This window comes from Pengzhenrongella sicca (assembly GCF_017569225.1).
Classification (GTDB): domain Bacteria; phylum Actinomycetota; class Actinomycetes; order Actinomycetales; family Cellulomonadaceae; genus Pengzhenrongella; species Pengzhenrongella sicca.
The window spans coordinates 723,044-740,090 of sequence record NZ_CP071868.1; the positions used below are offsets into that span (position 1 = coordinate 723,044).

The 17,047-nt window shown below is 67.1% G+C and carries 12 protein-coding genes; 10 read left to right on the forward strand and 2 right to left on the reverse strand.

Features of this window, described 5'->3' with window-relative positions; all coding sequences use genetic code 11:
• The first annotated feature begins 57 nt into the window (after window positions 1–57).
• Window positions 58–1,467, forward strand: a complete 1,410-nt coding sequence (locus J4E96_RS03275) for a hypothetical protein (protein ID WP_227424367.1) — start codon at window positions 58–60, stop codon at window positions 1,465–1,467.
• A 99-nt stretch (window positions 1,468–1,566) separates the two neighbouring features.
• Here J4E96_RS03275 and J4E96_RS03280 read toward each other — a convergent pair whose 3' ends face one another.
• On the reverse strand, window positions 1,567–1,806 hold the full coding sequence (locus tag J4E96_RS03280) for a hypothetical protein (RefSeq protein WP_227425859.1): 240 nt from the start codon (window positions 1,804–1,806) through the stop codon (window positions 1,567–1,569).
• A gap of 335 nt (window positions 1,807–2,141) precedes the next feature.
• On the opposite strand from J4E96_RS03280, the gene J4E96_RS03285 reads away from it, so the two are divergent.
• The 8 genes from J4E96_RS03285 to J4E96_RS03320 all read left to right on the forward strand — a co-directional run bounded on the left by J4E96_RS03285 (window position 2,142) and on the right by J4E96_RS03320 (window position 11,609).
• Window positions 2,142–2,450: a DUF6112 family protein gene (locus J4E96_RS03285; protein WP_227424368.1), complete on the forward strand. Its 309-nt coding sequence runs from the start codon at window positions 2,142–2,144 to the stop codon at window positions 2,448–2,450.
• Window position 2,451: 1 nt separating this feature from the next.
• The gene (locus J4E96_RS03290) at window positions 2,452–3,591 is read left to right on the forward strand and encodes a hypothetical protein (RefSeq protein ID WP_227424369.1); all 1,140 of its coding nucleotides are present in this window, start codon (window positions 2,452–2,454) and stop codon (window positions 3,589–3,591) included.
• Window positions 3,588–5,033, forward strand: coding sequence for an SCO6880 family protein (locus J4E96_RS03295; RefSeq protein WP_227424370.1), 1,446 nt, complete (start codon window positions 3,588–3,590; stop codon window positions 5,031–5,033). Before J4E96_RS03290 ends, J4E96_RS03295 begins: the two co-directional genes overlap by 4 nt.
• 26 nt (window positions 5,034–5,059) lie before the next feature.
• A complete protein-coding gene (locus tag J4E96_RS03300; RefSeq protein WP_227424371.1) occupies window positions 5,060–6,382 on the forward strand; it encodes a TraC family protein in 1,323 nt (440 codons plus the stop codon).
• Window positions 6,379–7,521 carry a DnaB-like helicase N-terminal domain-containing protein gene (locus J4E96_RS03305; RefSeq protein WP_227424372.1) on the forward strand — a complete coding sequence of 381 codons (1,143 nt, stop codon included), beginning with the start codon at window positions 6,379–6,381 and terminating at the stop codon, window positions 7,519–7,521. The genes J4E96_RS03300 and J4E96_RS03305 overlap by 4 nt, the downstream gene beginning before the upstream one ends.
• A gap of 71 nt (window positions 7,522–7,592) precedes the next feature.
• Window positions 7,593–9,347, forward strand: a complete 1,755-nt coding sequence (locus tag J4E96_RS03310) for a type IV secretory system conjugative DNA transfer family protein (RefSeq protein ID WP_227424373.1) — start codon at window positions 7,593–7,595, stop codon at window positions 9,345–9,347.
• The gene (locus J4E96_RS03315) at window positions 9,344–10,585 is read left to right on the forward strand and encodes a transglycosylase SLT domain-containing protein (protein ID WP_227424374.1); all 1,242 of its coding nucleotides are present in this window, start codon (window positions 9,344–9,346) and stop codon (window positions 10,583–10,585) included. Before J4E96_RS03310 ends, J4E96_RS03315 begins: the two co-directional genes overlap by 4 nt.
• A 7-nt stretch (window positions 10,586–10,592) precedes the next feature.
• Complete coding sequence (locus J4E96_RS03320; protein WP_227424375.1) at window positions 10,593–11,609, forward strand: ArdC family protein; 1,017 nt, start codon at window positions 10,593–10,595, stop codon at window positions 11,607–11,609.
• A gap of 150 nt (window positions 11,610–11,759) precedes the next feature.
• Here J4E96_RS03320 and J4E96_RS03325 read toward each other — a convergent pair whose 3' ends face one another.
• Window positions 11,760–13,541 (reverse strand): toll/interleukin-1 receptor domain-containing protein, encoded by a 1,782-nt coding sequence (locus J4E96_RS03325; protein ID WP_227424376.1) that lies wholly within the window; start codon window positions 13,539–13,541, stop codon window positions 11,760–11,762.
• A 502-nt stretch (window positions 13,542–14,043) separates the two neighbouring features.
• On the opposite strand from J4E96_RS03325, the gene J4E96_RS03330 reads away from it, so the two are divergent.
• Entirely contained in the window at window positions 14,044–16,953 is a 2,910-nt protein-coding gene (locus tag J4E96_RS03330) for a DEAD/DEAH box helicase (RefSeq protein ID WP_227424377.1), read from the forward strand.
• The last annotated feature ends 94 nt before the right edge of the window (window positions 16,954–17,047 follow it).

Sequence of the window (17,047 nt, forward strand, 5' to 3'; positions counted from 1 at the left end):
CCTCCTGTTACGAGAACCATGGTGGCGTATCAAGTATATGTCAAGTACTGTCTAGCCATGAACGTTGGTGATGCCTTCGCGAAGGCGTACGACCTGCTCGAGGCGATGCACCCGATCGCGCTCCAACTGAGTGTCTGGTCCGAGGATCCTGTGATGCGGGCCGCGAGTCGGGAGGCGTCAGCGTCGATCCAGTCCACGGGACAAGTGCGCATGGCCGCGCTGGAGGTAGCGTCCCCACCGGCCCTCCTGGGGATCCTGTCGGTACTCGACAGAGTGCTCACGAGGTCGTCTCCGTTGTCGACCTCGACAGAACCGTTGCATCGGCGGCTGCGCGAGACCTTCCAGCGTACAGGGCGATTCAACGACTCGACAGACGGCGCAGTGCTTCCTCGGTATGTGGAGGGGGGTCGCCCGAGAGCAATGGCTGAGGGTTTGGATGAAGTATTCAAAAACGTGCGGGTCCGCAAGGCGACATGGGACCGCTGCACACAAGTGAACTTACATGCGCCTACAATGCGGCGCTTTGACATCGTCGTGCCAGCTTCAAAAGAAATTAGTATTGCCGCGCTTCCCCTAGCAGGCCCAGGCGATATTCTGATGCTTCACGATATTACGCCTGAAGACGTCAATGTCTATTTGGCTAGCCCCGGGCCGAAGATCGCACCTCGGGTGCCGCAAGCGATGCGCAAGCTACGTGATAGCGGCGCAAGCTTAGGCCTTATCCCAGAGGCCACACTCGACGACGGCATCCTCGCAGCCTGGCGCGCAGCTAGTGATGTCAATAATCCCGATTGGGTCCTGGTTGGTTCTGGTCCGGTTCATGGCGACTACCCAGGCGGCTCAGCGCCGAACGGTACGTACGCGACCAAGACCGGAGCGATTCTCGCTCCGAACCGGGCCGTCCTAATGCATGGCCCCACAGGTCGAGTAATCGCAGTTCAAGACAAGAGGTACGGTTTTACGATCCTGCCCGATATTAAAGCGGCATACCTGCTCAAGTCTGCCCCGGATCAGCCACTCGGTGAGGGGATAATCCAGGGTACAAGTCTCACCGTCATCGAGAGTCGTGTCGGTCGGGTCGCAATGTTGGTGTGTGAAGACCTCGACCGCCTTGCCCAAGACGGACCGATGTTGCGAGAACTCGGCGTCTCACTTGTTCTGGTACCAGTGATTGCGCCTCCGCTCCTAGCTTACCGCTGGCAGCACCAAGCTTCGAATGCCCTCGCCAAGGACGTGGGGAGCACCGTCATCACAATCAACAGCCTTGCACTGGGGCGCGACGAAATTGTTAATGACCCTAAGACTGGCGACGACATTAAGCAGCCCGCGACGACCCTGCAAGTCATCGTGCCGGAGGCTAATAGCTACACCACTTTTCGGGATCCCCAGGGCAACCCGCGGCACAACGTTCACACGGATGCGCAGGACGCAATGACGTTACGGAACACAACGATACGCGTCCCGTAATCGGGACCTGGACTCGAATTGAAACTGGGCTGTCGTGCCAACTTCTACCGGTGGTGATGAGCCCGTGCAACCGCGGCTTTTCGCTCGGCGCTGATAACGTCACCGCCCGAAGGCGCCGAGGCTCTGAGCACTGAGTTTTGAATGGAGGCGTTGGCCCCGATGGGTTTCGTCGGCCCGGTCGAAGATCGCCAGGACGTCGCCAGCTCGCTTCTTGAGCGTTCGCCCGAGGTTGGTGTCTTCTTGTAGGGCTCTGGGAACAGCGGAGCCGACAGCGTCTATCAGCTGCTCCTTCACTGCTCGGTTGTGGCTGCGGCCGAGGTGGCGGTCGGCGGCGATCATGGGCTGGTAGCTGCACCAGATTGTCGCGGCCCGGAACTCGAGTGCCGCCGCTTTCAGTATTCGGCATCGACAACGGCCTCGATCCGGGTCCGCGGCCAGTTGGTGATCAGCTCAACGCCCTGTGCTGGGTAAGCCGGGCCCGGTGGCGCGGATCATCGGCGCGGCGGCGACGCCCCTCGAGGTCTTGTTCGGTGGCTCTGGCGCTGCGGTGTTTGTCGGATCGGTCCCGTTCGTTTCTGACAGCCACCCTGTTTTCGATAGTTCTACGGACTCCTGCGTAGTAGAGGGCAACGCTAGCGGAGCGTTCGCCCGCCCAATTGAGCGGGGTGCAGGACATGAGGTCGTTCATCGTTGCCGTGACGCTGCCGGCGGAAGATCCGGGGATCAGCCCGAATCAAGCAGGCCTGCCGGGCTTGGCCGCCATCAAGAGCATCGTCGGTGCGCTGCTGACGTGGGGTCTGGTGGCCTGCGTCGCGGGCCTGGTGATCTCGGTGATCATCTGGGCGGTCGCCCACCAGCAGGGCAACTACTCGCACGCCTCGGGAGGCAAGACCGGAGTTCTGGTCGCAGCCGGTGGCGCGCTCCTGATCGGTGGGGCGAACGCGATAGTCACATTCTTCTCCGGCATGGGTGCCGGGATCTGACATGCCGGTCCCGACCTTCGACCCGTGCGCCGGGCTCCTCAATACAGCCTGCGAGGTGGCAGCTGGAGTGACCGGGTCGGTCAACTCGGCGGCATCAGATTACGTTCTGGGCGGTCTCGGCCAAGCGTTCGTCGACGCTGCTCAGTCGGTCGCGACGATGGGCCTCGCCTCACTCGACACCACGACTGCGATCGACCTCACCGCGTCATGGTTCCGGGCGAACGTCGCCGTCATCGCGGCTATCACCCTGCCGGTCGTCGTGGGTCTTTTCGTCATCCAGGTCGTGACCTCGGTGCTCCACCGGGAGCCCGGCGGGTTGGTGCGCGCCGTCGTCGGCGTTGCCAAGGCACTGCTCGGCGCGGCCCTCGCATTGGCCGTCACGCAGGTTGCGTTGACCGCGGTCGATGGGATCTGCGGTTTCATCGCCAGGTCTGCGGGGATGACGGTCTCGGCCGCGGCGGGGATGTTCTTCGACTTCGCCCGACTGGTCAGCGGGCCATCTCCGGTACTGCAGATGCTCCTCGGGCTCGCGCTCATCGTCGGCTTCCTCATGCTCTGGGGCGTAATGCTGTTCCGCAAGGCTGCTCTGATCCTGATCGCCGTGTTCGCGCCCATCGCATTCGCCGGGTCAGCGTGGGACCAGACCCGGGTCTGGACCCGCCGGTGGCTGGAGATCGTCGCGGCCCTGGTGTTCTGCAAGGTCGTCATCGTCGTCGTGTTCGTCGTCGGCGCCTCCGCGTTCTCCGGGATCGGACCCACCACCGCAGGCGCACCTGCCACGGGCAACCCGGATCCTGGCGGGCTGTCGGACGTGCTGGTTGGGCTGCTGCTGTTGTCGATCGCGGCGTTCGCGCCCTGGCTGACGTGGCGGTTCGTCCACTGGTCCGGGATGGAAGCGGCCGCGGTGATGAACTCCGCAGTCGCCTCGAACCCGATCACCACTGGAGCCCGCAGGGCGGGCGCACAGACCAAGCAGGTCGCGCAGAGCGCATTGACGTCGATGGTCGTCGGCGGGGTCACCGGAGTTGGCGCTAGCGCAGCAGCCAGAGCTAGCGCGGCCAGTGGTTCGAGCCAGCGGCCCAAGACCGCACCGCGACCCACTGCCGCAGCGACTCAACCGGGCGGCGGTGAGCAGTCATGAGCGCGAGCATCGCGCCGACACCTGCAGCGGCGAGCACCAGGTTTGGGCGGCTAGAGCGGCGAGGGTTGCTCCTCGGGCTCGGTTTGGCGCAGCTCGTGGTGCTGGCGGTTGCCCTGACCATCGCAGTCACCGCCGTCTACACCGCGGGGATGAGCGGCCTGCTCGTCGCTGGGACGGTGTGGGCGCCGCTGGCCGTGGCGGCGACGACAAGCGTGCGCGGTCGCTCGGTCGTGGAATGGGTGCCGCTGCTCGCCGAATGGCAGGCCCGCCGACTGGTCGGAGGAACGACCTCGATCACGCGTCCAGGCCGCCGCCTGCCCGCGACCGAGCTCGCGCTGCCCGGCGTCGCAGGTGGGTTGATGCTTATCCCCGCACACGACCTGGGCGCCGTGCTGATCTTCGATCGCCGCGCCGGGACCGTCACCGCCGTGGTGCAGGTGCACGGAAGCGGGTTCCTGCTCGACGACGCCGCGACCCAGGATCAGAAGGTCACCGGGTGGGGCCGCGTGCTCGCATCGCTGTGCCAGCAACCGGCCATCGTTCGCGTGCAGCTGCTGCACCGGACCGTGCCGGGCGGTGGACTCGCGATGCGAGCGTGGTGGAACGACCACGCTATGGCGGGTGCGCCGTGGCCGAGCCGCATCCTGGCCGACCTCGTCGCCAAACGCGAGGTGACCGCCGACCGGCAGGAGACGCTGCTCGCGGTTGCCGTGCGGGTGCCGCGCGGCAACGCCCGAGGTATGACCGCGACGTCGATCGGGACCATCGAACGCCACCTCGCCGGTCTGCACGACGCCCTGACCGGCGCGGACCTACATCCCGGCGGGTGGGCTGACGAGCGCGCGATCCGGTGGGCGATCCGAACCAGCTACGACCCCGACGCCGCAGCACGCGGGCACTCCGCATCCGTACATGCCCCGGTCAGTGCACCGGAGCCGATGGGAGTCGCAGAGGGATGGACCCAGGTGCGGACGGACACCGCGGTGCACGCGGTGTACTGGATCGCCGAGTGGCCCCGCAGCGACGTGCACCCCGCGTTCCTCCAACCACTCGTCCTGGCACCAGGGGCGCGCCGGACGTTCGCGTTGATTGCTGAGCCGCTGGCCCCGGGGCGCGCCCTGCGGGAGATCCGGCGGGCCAGGGCCGAGCACGCCGCCGACTCCGCGCAAAGGGCCCGGGCGGGTCAGATCGAGGACGAAGCCACCCATGCCGAGCTCGCCGAGCTGCTGCGCCGCGAGCAGGACCTCGTCGCCGGTCACGGCGACCTGCGGTTCACCGGCCTGCTCACCGTCACCGCCCCAACTCCTGACGAGCTTGAGCAGGCGTGCGCGGCGGCCGAGTCCGCAGCCGCCCAAGCGATCTGCGAAGTCCGGCGCCTGGTCGGCCAGCAGACCCTCGCGCACCTCGCCGGCGCCGTTCCGCTCGCCCGGGGGATCTCATGAGCACCCGAACTGCGACCCGACGGGCAATGAGAACCGGCCGATTCCACACCTGGCGGGCGCTGCGGGTGCCCGCGCACCGGGCGTCGTCGGCGACCCTCGCCGGCGCCTACCCGTTCCTGACCGCGCCCGCGTGCGACACCGGGGTGCTGATCGGGGTCGATGCGCTAACCGGCGGCCCGTTCTGCTTCGACCCGTGGGCCCTCTACGCCGCGGGGGTCCTGACCAACCCGAACGTCCTACTGGCCGGGGTGATCGGGCAGGGCAAGTCCGCCTTGGCGAAGTCGATCGCGATCCGGTCCATCGCCGTCGGGCGCCGGGTCTACGTGCCCGGCGACCCGAAGGGGGAGTGGGCACCTGTTGCGGAAGCGGTGGGCGGCGTCGTCGTCCGTCTCGGCCCCGGGATGTCAACCCGACTGAACCCGCTCGACGCCGGCGACGAGACGCCCGCGATCACCCACGGCCGGCGCGTGCGGCTCCTCGCCTCCCTGGCAGAGACGACCCTGGGCCGCGACCTGCGCGCCGTCGAGCACGGCGCCCTCGACGCCGCCCTGACCGCCGCCGAAACCTCCGCGTCCCCGACGATCCCCGACGTCATCGCCGCCCTGATCACCCCCGACGACGACGCCGCCCGGGCCGACGGCTCCACCGCAACCGAGCGTGCCTCCGACGGGCGCGACCTCGCTCACGGGCTGCGACGCCTGGTGCGCGGCGACCTCGCCGGCATGTTCGACGGCACCTCCACCCAGACCCTCGACACAAGTGCACCGATGGTCGTGCTGGACCTATCCCGGCTCGGCTCGAACGAGGACGCCCTCGCGCTCGCGATGACGTGCGCGCAGACCTGGCTCGAGGCGGCACTGGCGACACCGGACGGGGTGTTGCGATGGGTGATCTACGACGAAGCGTGGCGGTTACTGCGGTCCTTGCCGCTGGTGCGGCGCCTGCAGTCGCAATGGAAGCTGTCCCGCGCGCACGGCATCGCGAACTTGCTCATCCTGCACCGGCTGTCCGACCTGGACGCCGTCGGCGCCCACGGCTCCGAAGCCCGCGCCATCGCCGCCGGACTCCTCGCCGACTGCTCGACACGTGTGACCTACCGCCAAGAATCCGACCAGCTCACCGCCACCGCGGCCGCACTCGGACTGACCGAACCCGAGCGGGACCTGCTCACCGCGCTGCCGCGGGGGACCGGCCTGTGGAAGATGCCCGGCTGTTCCCACATCGCTCACCACCTGCTCCACCCCGACGAACTCGCGGTCTTCGACACCGATGCGGCCATGCGCGACCCCAGCACGTCAGTTCACTCCAACCCCGACCCTGACCCCGACCGAAAGGAAGTGGCGTCGTGATCCGCACCGACGACGTCGTGCACCTCGCCGAACAGGCGACCCTCGGCGGGCTGCTGCTCGCACCCGACCACTTCGTCGAGGTCAACAGGTGGCTGCGCGGCCAGGACTTCGCTGACCCCTGGCACCGCAAGGTGTGGACCACCCTGCGCGAGGCGCACACCGCCGGCGCCCCCATCGCCGCCGAACCGGTGGCAGCCGCCATGACGGAACGGTTCGGGGCCCGGCTCGCCGACATCGTCCGACTCCACGACCTCGTGCGAGTCGTCCCCAAGGACCCCGACCCCCGCCCCCACGCCGCCGTCGTCGTCGAGTTCGGTGCCCGCCGCGACATCGCCACCCAAGGCATCCTTCTCGAGGCCGGCGCCGCGATCGCCGCCCGCGACCACGCCTCCCGACACCTGGACGCGATGATCCAGATCGCTGGCGCGGCGTTCACCATTGCGGGCGAGCGATGGGAAGACGCCACCGGGCAACACGCCCCGACCCTGACCGAGCGCATGCCCGCCGGGCTGCGAGCGGCGGCCGCCGACGAGGAGCTGCGCCGCGCCGCCGACAAACACCTCACGGCCGCGCCCGAGCTGACCTCCGCTGACGCCAAGGCGAACGAGGCCCGCCTAATCGCAGCACTCGCCAGCCACCCCACAGCAATCACCCCCACCTCCGCATGGCTCGCGCCCGAGAAGGTCACGAACAAGCCGTGGCGCACCGTGTACTACGCGCTGACCGAGATGGCCGACGGCGGCGAGCACATCGACCCCGTCTCCCTCGCCACCCACGTCATGCGCGTCGCCCGGCGAACCGGCACCGCCCCCGCCCTGATCGAGCTGCTCGCCACCGTCAGCGCCGAAGAGTCCTCCCTGCCTCGGCACTTGAGCCGGGCCGTCGCCGGTGACCAGCTGCGCCTGACCGCGCGGGTCGGGGCGATCACTCTGCGCTCGAGCGCAGCTGATCCTCGCGTCGACGTGCGCTGGCTGCTCGCCCAGGGCTTCGCCGTCCTCAACACGATGCACGACCTCGCCGTCGTCCTGCCGGAGACCCCTGGTCAACCTGGTCCGACCCGACCGAGCGGGCGGACCGCTCTCGGCGCGGGGCCACCGGAACCCACACCTGACCGCGGCGACGGACCGGCCCGGCGATGAGGCCCACCCCACGCGGCCCCGCCCGATACGGGTCGCCGACACCGAACTCTGGCGGACCCGATCTGACCGACTTGGCGCTGATCGCTGGCGCGGTGATCATCGCGTTCGGCGGCGTGCTGTGGTGCGGCGCAGCGCTCAGCTGCATCGTGACCGGGCGCCTGGTGCCCGACGGCAGCGTGATCTCAGCCCTCGGCGCCCTACGAACTTTGAGCGACCCGGCCAGCGCGTGGCCGTACCCGTCGCAGCTGCCCGGCCCGATCGCGTACTGGGCGGCGACGGGCCTCGTGATCGCCGCTCTCGTCGCAGTCGTGATCGCCGGATTCCGGATCTGGTCGAGGATGGCGGGCAGTGAGTCGAATCGCGCCGACCGGGTCCGCAACCTGCCCGGCCTCGCCAGCACGCGCGAGGTGGCCGCCGCCGCCGGGAAGAAGGCCCTGCTCCGCCGCGCCGCGATCGTGCGTCCCTCAGCCACTGCCGCCGCCAAGCCCACCGACGTCGGATATCGGATCGGGCGGATGCGCGGCACCGACCTGTGGGCCTGCGTCGAAGACTCCGCCCTGCTCGTCGGCCCACCTCGCATGGGCAAAGGTCTGCACCTCGTCATCCCTTGGGTCCTGGACGCACCCGGTCCGGTCGTGGTCACGTCCACTCGCCCCGACACCCTCGCGGTGACCATGCGAGCGCGGACTGAGCGCGGAGGTCCGGTCGCGATCTTCGACCCCCAACGCCTCGCTGGCCTTCCCGGCGGGCTGCGCTGGTCGCCCGTACGCGGCTGCGAGGTGCCGAAGACGGCACTCGTGCGCGCCCGCGGCCTCGCCGCCGGCGCAGGATTCGGGCGCACGGTGTCCGACTCGGACTTCTGGTCCGGGCAGACCGAGACGGCTCTGCGCTGCCTCCTGCACGCCGCGGCCCTGGATGGGCGAGGCGCCGTCGACCTGTACCGGTGGTCCCTCGACCCCGTCCTTGCCGAAGACGCCGTGGCGATCCTGGCCTGCGAACCGGCCGCCGCGACCGGATGGGGAGAAGCCCTCGACGCCGCGGTGCATGCCGACCCCCGCACCCGCGACTCCGTCTGGCTCGGCGTGCGCCAATCACTTGCCGCACTGGCCGATCCCGACGTCCTTACCGCCGTCGACCCTGGCCCCCGCGAGGGCTTCGACCCGGCTGCGTTTCTGCGCGAGTCTGGCACTCTCTACCTTCTTGCGGCCGCCGTCACCTCCGGGTCCTGCGCGCCGCTCGTCGCGGCCTTCGTGGAAGACATCACGGAGACCGCCCGCGTCGTCGCCGCCCGATCGCCCGGCGCACGACTGGACCCACCGCTGCTGCTCGCCCTGGACGAGATCGCGAACCTCACCCCACTACCGTCGCTACCCCAGCTGATGGCCGAAGGCGGTGGAACCGGGATCACCACGCTCGCAGTTCTCCAATCCCTCGCGCAGGCGCGAAACAGATGGGGCGAGCACGCCGCAGACGCCATCTGGGACGCAGCCACCGTCAAGATCGTCCTCGGCGGCTTGGCGAAGTACCGCGACCTCGACGACGTCGCCCGCCTGCTCGGGGAAATCGACGAGCTCACCGAGACCCGATCCCGCGGCCGCGGTGGCGACCGGTCGAGCTCCACCTCGATGCGGATGGTCCCCGTGATGCCGCCGTCGGTCCTGCGGACCCTGCCGTTCGGGACTGCCGTGTTGCTACTGCGCCAGACCCGGCCCGTCGTCGTCGACCTCTGCGCCTGGCCGAGTCGGCCTGACGCCAAAGAGCTCGTCATTGGGCGTATCGCCGTCGAAGCCGCGACCGCTGCGGCCGCAGGAGGTGAGGGGCGATGAAGGCGCTCCTCCTGGGCGGGGGTCTCGGGTTCCTTGTCGTCCCCGCGCTCGCGATCCTTGGTGCTCTCGGGATCGGGGGCTCCGCGCTCGCCTGCATCGAGACCGCCGGTGGTGCTCAGATCTCCGTTGACGCTCCTGTCTCGGCTGAGGTCCGAGGCTGGGTCGCAATGACCCGGCAGGCGTGCCCGGATCTTCCGGAGGTGTGGATCGCAGCGGTGATGGCGCAGGAGTCGGGCTTCCGGCCGACTGCGCACGCGGACGACTCCAACGGCGGCACGTGGGGGCTGTTCCAGCTGAACAACAGCATCTGGACGACGCAGTACGGGCACCCCTGGTCGGCGGACCTCAACGCCAACGGGACGCCCGACCTGAACGAACCCGAGATCCACGCCCGCATCGGCGGAAAATACCTGTGCGACCGGCTCGCCGGAGTGCGTGAGATCCGCGCTGCCCACCCGGACTGGGCATCGTCGACATTGCCGATCCTGGATGCTCTGATCATCGCCCACAACGCCGGCGAGTCCCGGCTCCGCACCTACCCGGCGATACCCGCCGTGACCGCGACGTTCATCAACAACGTCGACGACCACGTCGCCGCATGGGGTGCACCCATCGAGGCCGGCGCTGTCGCTGAACCCGCCAGCGGCCCCATCGTCGCTGCGGGGAACGCGGCACTGACCTCCACGGCGGCCGGGCTCGAGCCGCCAGCCGCCGGGTGCATGCCGCAACTCGGTGTGGGCGGCGGCATCCCCGTCCCCGCGGGCACTCCGCACGACGTGGCCGTCGCCGTGGCGAACGCCATGAGTTATGTCGGTGTGCGGTCCGGTTGGAGCCAACTCTGCGATCGGCTCGCGTGCCGGGCTTACGGGTACATCGGCTCTGGATACCCGTCAGCGAAGGCCCACTGGACCCAGATGCTCCTGACCGGCCACGCCCACCCTGGCGACACCTGCCCACCGCTCGGATCGTTCGTATTCTGGAACACCGGCCGACCGTTCGGACACGTCTCCGTCGTGGTGCACGCAGACCCAGGCTGCGACCCGCGCAAGATCCAGGTCACCGCGAACGAGGTGTTCGACACCGCCACCGGCAACCACGGCGGCGTCTACTTGATCTCTCTCGCCCAGCTCAACGCCGGATACGTCAGTGGTCGCGGGTACTTGGGCTGGTCCGACGCCGTTTGCGCCGGCAGTCAGCTACCTTCCGGGACTACCCACCCCGCGCCGGTCGGGCGGTGAGCCGGACGTGGTAGCGCGCCGCGGCGACTGGCCGACACCCGAGGAGAAGCTCAACGCGTTGCACGCGAAGCTCGTCGCCGCAGTTGAGGAGCTGGCGTCGTCGGACGCGTGGCACCGAATGCTCGTCGTCGCGGCGCGGTTCCCGACCTACTCGCCGTCAAACATCCTTCTGATCGCAACGCAGCGGCCTGACGCGACCCGAGTGGCGGGCTTTCGCACTTGGTCCAACCTGGGCCGGCACGTCAACAAGGGCGAGCACGGCATCGCGATCCTCGCACCATGCCTGTACCGAGGCGATCCCGACGACGCCCGAGCCGACACGGACGCTGCAGCGAAGCCAGCGGCCCCGCCGGACGCCGCCGCGGCAGCGAAGCCCGGCCCCGTCGAGCGCCGGCACTTGCGCGGCTTCCGCGTCGTCCACGTCTTCGACCTCAGCCAAACGGACGGTGAACCATTGCCCGACGTCGCACCCGAACTCCTGCGCGGGGAGCCACCGGCCGAACTGTGGGACCACCTCGAGCTTCTCATCAAGGAAGACGGATACGCGGTCGAACGCGGAGAGTGCGCCGGCGCCAACGGATACACCGACTACACGACCCGAACCGTCCGAGTGCTCGACGACGTCGACCCGCTCCAGGCCACCAAGACCCTCATCCATGAAGCAGCACACATCCGCGCTGGCCATCAGGAGCGATTCCCGACCTACCGCTCCAGCCTCCGCTGCCGTGGCATTGCCGAGGTCGAAGCGGAATCCATCGCCTACCTCGTGAGCGGACTCGCTGGGCTCGACTCCACCGCGTACTCCGTGCCGTACATCGCCGACTGGTCTGGCGGCGACTCCACCGTCCTGAACGACACCGCCGCACGCGTACTCAGCGTCGCTCGAACAATGGGAGAGCTACTCGTTCCGCGAGCTCTGCAGGTACGAGGTGCAGTTTCCGAACGGCTTGCACCGCGTGTGGGAAGAAACCTCGCTGTTGCGAGCAAGAGGGTCGAGAGTACGGACTCGATCTTCCTCAATTGAGCGCGTCTGACTCGAGTTCGCAGTTGGGGACATCACGGCTGTGGACCGTGCCGATACCCAGTTCTTCTCCGTTGTGCGACCGACGATCGCCTGCGGTCCTCTTGCGCCTCAACTCTTCGCCGCGCTGCGTGCAGCCGACCGGAACGTCGTTCACGGTTCGAGCAACTGGTCCCAAACTCGGCGCTTGCCGAGGTCGAGCGGCATCCCGTAATTGTCCTGGTACACCTCAAGCAACTCGGGTCCAGCTTCGACGTCAAGGAACGTCTTAAGGTCCACTAGGGCATCCCGAGCGGCGCGCGTATCAGCGAAGTCATAGTCGGGGATCAGCGTGTTGTCCATCCTGCCTTCAAGGAGCTCGCCGTCAGCATAGGCGTGCTGAGTCTCGCGCCGCGCGTCTTCCGCGTACGCATCGGGCCACTCCATCTCTGTTCCGAAGAAATCGCAGCGGACGGCTTCGCGTACTATCGGTTCGATCTTTCGTAGTGCCCTGGCTGCTCGCATAACCAGCGCATCGAAATGCGCTTGCTGATCTGGTGGAAGTGTCGCCTTCGCGACTTGAATCGGATCCTTCAAGGCGCTTACCGCTGCGAGCTGCAATTCGAGGTCGGCAATTTGCTTCTCCATGCTGTCGATGACTTGCTCAGAATCGGAGACTTGCTTCTCGAGTTTCCTCAGCTTCGCAATGGACGCCACCTGCGGGACGGCGAGCGCGGCCGCGAGCCCGTCGACGGCGTTCTCCCATTTGCGCACATGGCGACCCCAGGTCGGGGCGCCAGAATGCCGCCCAGTAGCATTGCCGACACGCTCGTGTAGCTGGTCCAGTGCGTCGCGTTCGTCGGCGTACCGGATGAGTAGAGATGGAAGGATCCCATCTAGGTCGCTGCGATTCATGCCGGGTGCCAGAAGTGGGAAGAACTTGTCATCCCCAACCAACCCCCAGGCTGCTCCAAGCTCGGCCATGCAGACCGGCCTGGTGAGGTAGATCGGGGTTATTAGAGCGACGACGAGTTTCGCCGTCCCGACCTCCTTACGGACATAGGACATTAGGTCGGCTCCTGCAGGCACACCCGTGTCGGCGCCAGAAGTGTAGAACAGGTCTTCCTTCTGAACGTCGAGGCTGCATCCCAGCTGGAGCACATGCGTGACGAACTGTTCGACGTACTCGCCGTCGGCGGACGCGTGGCTTACGAATACAGCTGACATACGGCGACGGTACTGGATATTTAGGTTGGCTTTGACCGCACCGGCGCGAGCGCTGAGTTCATCGATGCCCAACGTTCGGGCTTCAGGTCCCGAGGATCGAGATCGTCCAAGGAGCGGCGGGATCCGGGCGGAGACTGCGCCGTCGCGGTCGGGGCTCGGTGGCCTGCTAATCGCAAACGCGGGGACGGCTGGGTTGCCAGACCGCCAACGGTCGATGGTGCACTTGACCGATGTCGACTCAGACGATTCGCCGGCGCCTCGGTTCACCTTGTTCGGTGCGTTCCGGATCAGCAGCCGGTTCGGGCTGTCCGGTTGGCTATTCGTTGGCCGGAGAGCGGGAAGTGGATTCACCCACGCGAGGGGTGCATCGCCCTCGGCGGTTGGGGCATAGGCCGCCTGCCAAGCGGTATAGAGCGCGGAGAGTTCTTCGACGTACAGGTAGGCATCGACATGAAGGCGCTGCACCTTGTCAATACGCCTCGACGACAAGTTCCACGCGACCACGAGGACAAGGGCGAAGAGCATCACGATAAGCACGCTCCAGAGGACGGCTGCTGCCAACGCCCCGGCCGCCGGCAGGTCCAGCACCAGATCGGTAGGAGCCTGCGACGCGAACTTGACCACGCGGAGAGCAGCCAAGGCGGTCCCGCCGAGGTGGAGCACCAAGAGCACCCAAACGATGCGCCCCGCCGACGTCTCCGCGATAGACCAGTAGACGAAGACGAACACCACACCGCCGACGCACGACGTCGTTCGCGGACTCGCGTCGTGTCGCTCGTCGGCTCGTCGGGTGCTCCGTTCGTGTGCAGGCGTGGCAGGTTGGCTCCTTCGGTCGCCGCGGCGCGGCGAACGGAGTTCTTTGTTGGTTTTCGGCTGGCGGGCGGCCGCGCCCTGGCACACTCGGCCCATGGGAGAAGGAGCCTCTGAGCAGCGCGTTCAAGGGTGGGCTGCGCCCGCCGTCTGGGCCCGGCCCGCGACGTATGACCGGAACGAGGTCCGACAACTTCTCGCCCCCTCCACGACATTCGACATCGCCCACACTGGAACCTCGACTGGAACGGTCGAGCTCCGCAGCGCCTACGGCACCTGGCCTGCCTCGCCCATCGACCGCCCGCTCAACGGTGGGATCCTCTGGGCCGCGCTCCCACTGGGCTATCGCGCCGGCGAGCCCCTTGTTCGAGCAAATTGGCGTCGCCCGGCTGACCTGGGTCTTCGCTCACCGGAGGAGGTCGTGGAGACCTACCGGGAGGCGTTGAGTTTCGCCGAGAGCGAGCCTGGCACGCCGGGACTCCGGTCACCCCAGCTCGGTGCCGTGCACGCCGTCCTCGGATACTGGACGACCAAAGCAACCCTGCCCGCCACGGTCGTGATGCCCACCGGCACTGGCAAGACCGAGACCATGCTCGCCCTGCTGGTCGCGGCGAGGATCCCGCGGTTGCTCGTTCTGGTGCCTTCGGACGCACTGCGCGAACAGATCGCCGCGAAGTTCGAGACGCTCGGCATCCTGCAAAAGCTCGGCGTCGTCGCACCGAGCGCCCAACGCCCAACCGTCGGGCGCATCGAACACGGTTTCGTGGACCCTGACGCCGCGCGTGCCTTCGCGTCCGCGTGCAACGTCATGGTCGCGACGCCTGCCGCGCTTCTCAAGAGTACGAACGATTCGCTGAGTGCTCTAGTCGGAGCGTGCACCCACCTGTTCGTCGATGAGGCACACCACGTGGCCGCGAACACCTGGTCCACCATCCGTAACTCGTTTTCTGATCGCCCCGTCGTGCAGTTCACCGCGACACCATTCCGAGAGGACGGCAAGCACCTGCAAGGGCGCGCGATCTACACGTTCCCGCTCCGGGAAGCGCAGACGCAGGGCTACTTCTCCCGGATCAACTACAAGGCCGTAATCGACTTCGACGACATCGACGCGCGCGTCGCAGAGGAAGCCGTTGCGCAACTCCGTGCCGACCTCGCGAACGGCCACGACCATGTCCTGATGGCTCGCGTCAGGAGTGTCGAACGAGCGAAGGCCGTACTCCCGCACTACGAACGGATCGCCGCGGACCTGGCACCCGCGATCATCAACAGCACGCTGTCGAAGCGGACACAGCAAGCGGCTCTCGCTAACCTCGCGTCGCGCGCCTGCCGCATCGTCGTATGCGTGAGCATGCTCGGTGAGGGCTTCGACCTACCGGCCCTAAAGATCGCAGCGGTCCACGACCCGCAGAAAAGCCTGGGCGTCACGTTGCAGTTCATCGGACGGTTCGCACGCACGTCCTCCGACGGCGTGTACGGAGAGGCGTCGGTGTTCGTCGCGCGAACTGAGATCGAGGTGGACCCGCGCCTGCGCGAGCTGTACGCAGAGGACTCTGACTGGAACCTGATCCTGCGTGACGTCACGGCGGCGGCGGTTGGACAGCAGCAGGAGGTCAGTGACTTTGAGGCGGGCTTCACAAGTCTGCCCGCGGAGGTCACCCTGCGGAATCTGGTACCGAAGCTCAGCACCGTCGTGTATCGGACGCCGACGTCGGAGTGGGACCCAATGCACCTGGTCGACTTCTTCGGCGAGGCGAACCTCTACACCGATCCCATCGGCATCAACGCCGACGCCGGCGTTGCCTGGTGTGTTGTCGAGCGTCGCTCCTCGGTGCGTTGGGGTGAACTGCGAACCGTCGAAGAGATCGCCTACGAGCTGTACGTCCTGTACTTCGACCGCGATCGGCACTTGCTGTACATCAACCATTCCGCCAATGACGGAGTGTTCGAGGACCTCGCAACCGCTGTCGTCGGCTCGGGCGCATCGCGATTCACCGGGACGACCGTTTACCGAGTCATGGCGGATATCCAGCGTTTGGTCCCCACGAACGTAGGCGTTCTAGACGCGCGCGACCAGTTCCGAAGGTTCTCGATGCACGTGGGCTCGGACGTCACGGCAAGCTTTTCCCAGGCCGAGGCGGGAACCAAGTCGCAGACCAACATCTCTGGCGGTGGATACCGCAACGGGGAGCACGTGACCATCAGCGCATCGCTCAAGGGTCGAATCTGGTCGCACGCGACCGCCCACAGCCTCAAGCACTGGAGGGATTGGTGCGACACAATCGGTGACAAGCTCCTCGACGACACCATCAGCATCGACCACGTGATCGGGCAGTTCATCTTCCCAGAGCCCCTAACGGCGCGTCCCGACGGTGTCCTACTCGGGGTCGAGTGGCCGTGGACCATCTACCTGAACAACGCCGACAACCTCAGGCTCTCTCTCCATGAGAGCGTGCACCCCGCATCGCGCACAGACCTCGTACCCGACACGACCTCCTCGACCGGACCATTCCGATTCGACGTGCGCTCCGGGTCGTGGTCCGTCGCCTACGAGGCGGACATCCAGGACGGCACCATCAGGTACACCTGCCTGAGCGGCGACGAGGTGACCGTCGCCACGGCAAGGTCCCAGCAGCCGCTCAGTCAGTGGCTGAACGCCAACGGTCTGACGTTCATCCTCGACCACGACCGGATCATCGACGGCGCCATGCTGTACCGCCCCACATGGGACCGCCCGCCGTTCGACACCGATCAACTCACGGCACTGGACTGGACGGGCATCAACATCCGTACCGAGTCGCAAACAGTCGCCCGTCTGCCCCACTCCGTTCAGTTTCGGGCGATCACCGAACTCACGGCCGACCCTGCCGGGTGGGACGTGATCCTCGACGACGACGGCACCGGAGAGATCGCCGATCTGGTGTGCCTGCGCGTAGAGGGCGACACGCTGCTGATCCAACTGGTCCATTGCAAGTTCTCGCACGGGGACAACCCCGGTGCCCGGGTGGCTGACCTGTACGAGCTGTGCGGTCAGGCGCAGAAATCCGTGCGCTGGCGCCGAGACCTGCGACCGTTCTTCAAGGCGTTGCTCTTGAGAGCGCAAGCCAAGCACAACCGCGACGGCAAGAGCCCCTTCGAAGTAGGCGACCCTTCCAAACTCTTCGAACTGCAGGAGATGTCTCTAGTGCTGCGTACCAGCATGCGCATCGTCATCGTTCAGCCCGGCATGTCAATCTCTAGGGCGTCCACGCCGCAGCTCGACTTGCTCGCATCCACTCAGGCGTACCTGCGGACGACAATCAACGCACCGCTATCTGTCTGGTGCAGCCCCTAAAGCCCGATTGCCGATCCGCTGTCCCGTCAAGCGCGGACCTGAATCGCGGCGCAGAGTGCCACGAAGGTGCCGGCTACTCGGCCATCTAGAAGAC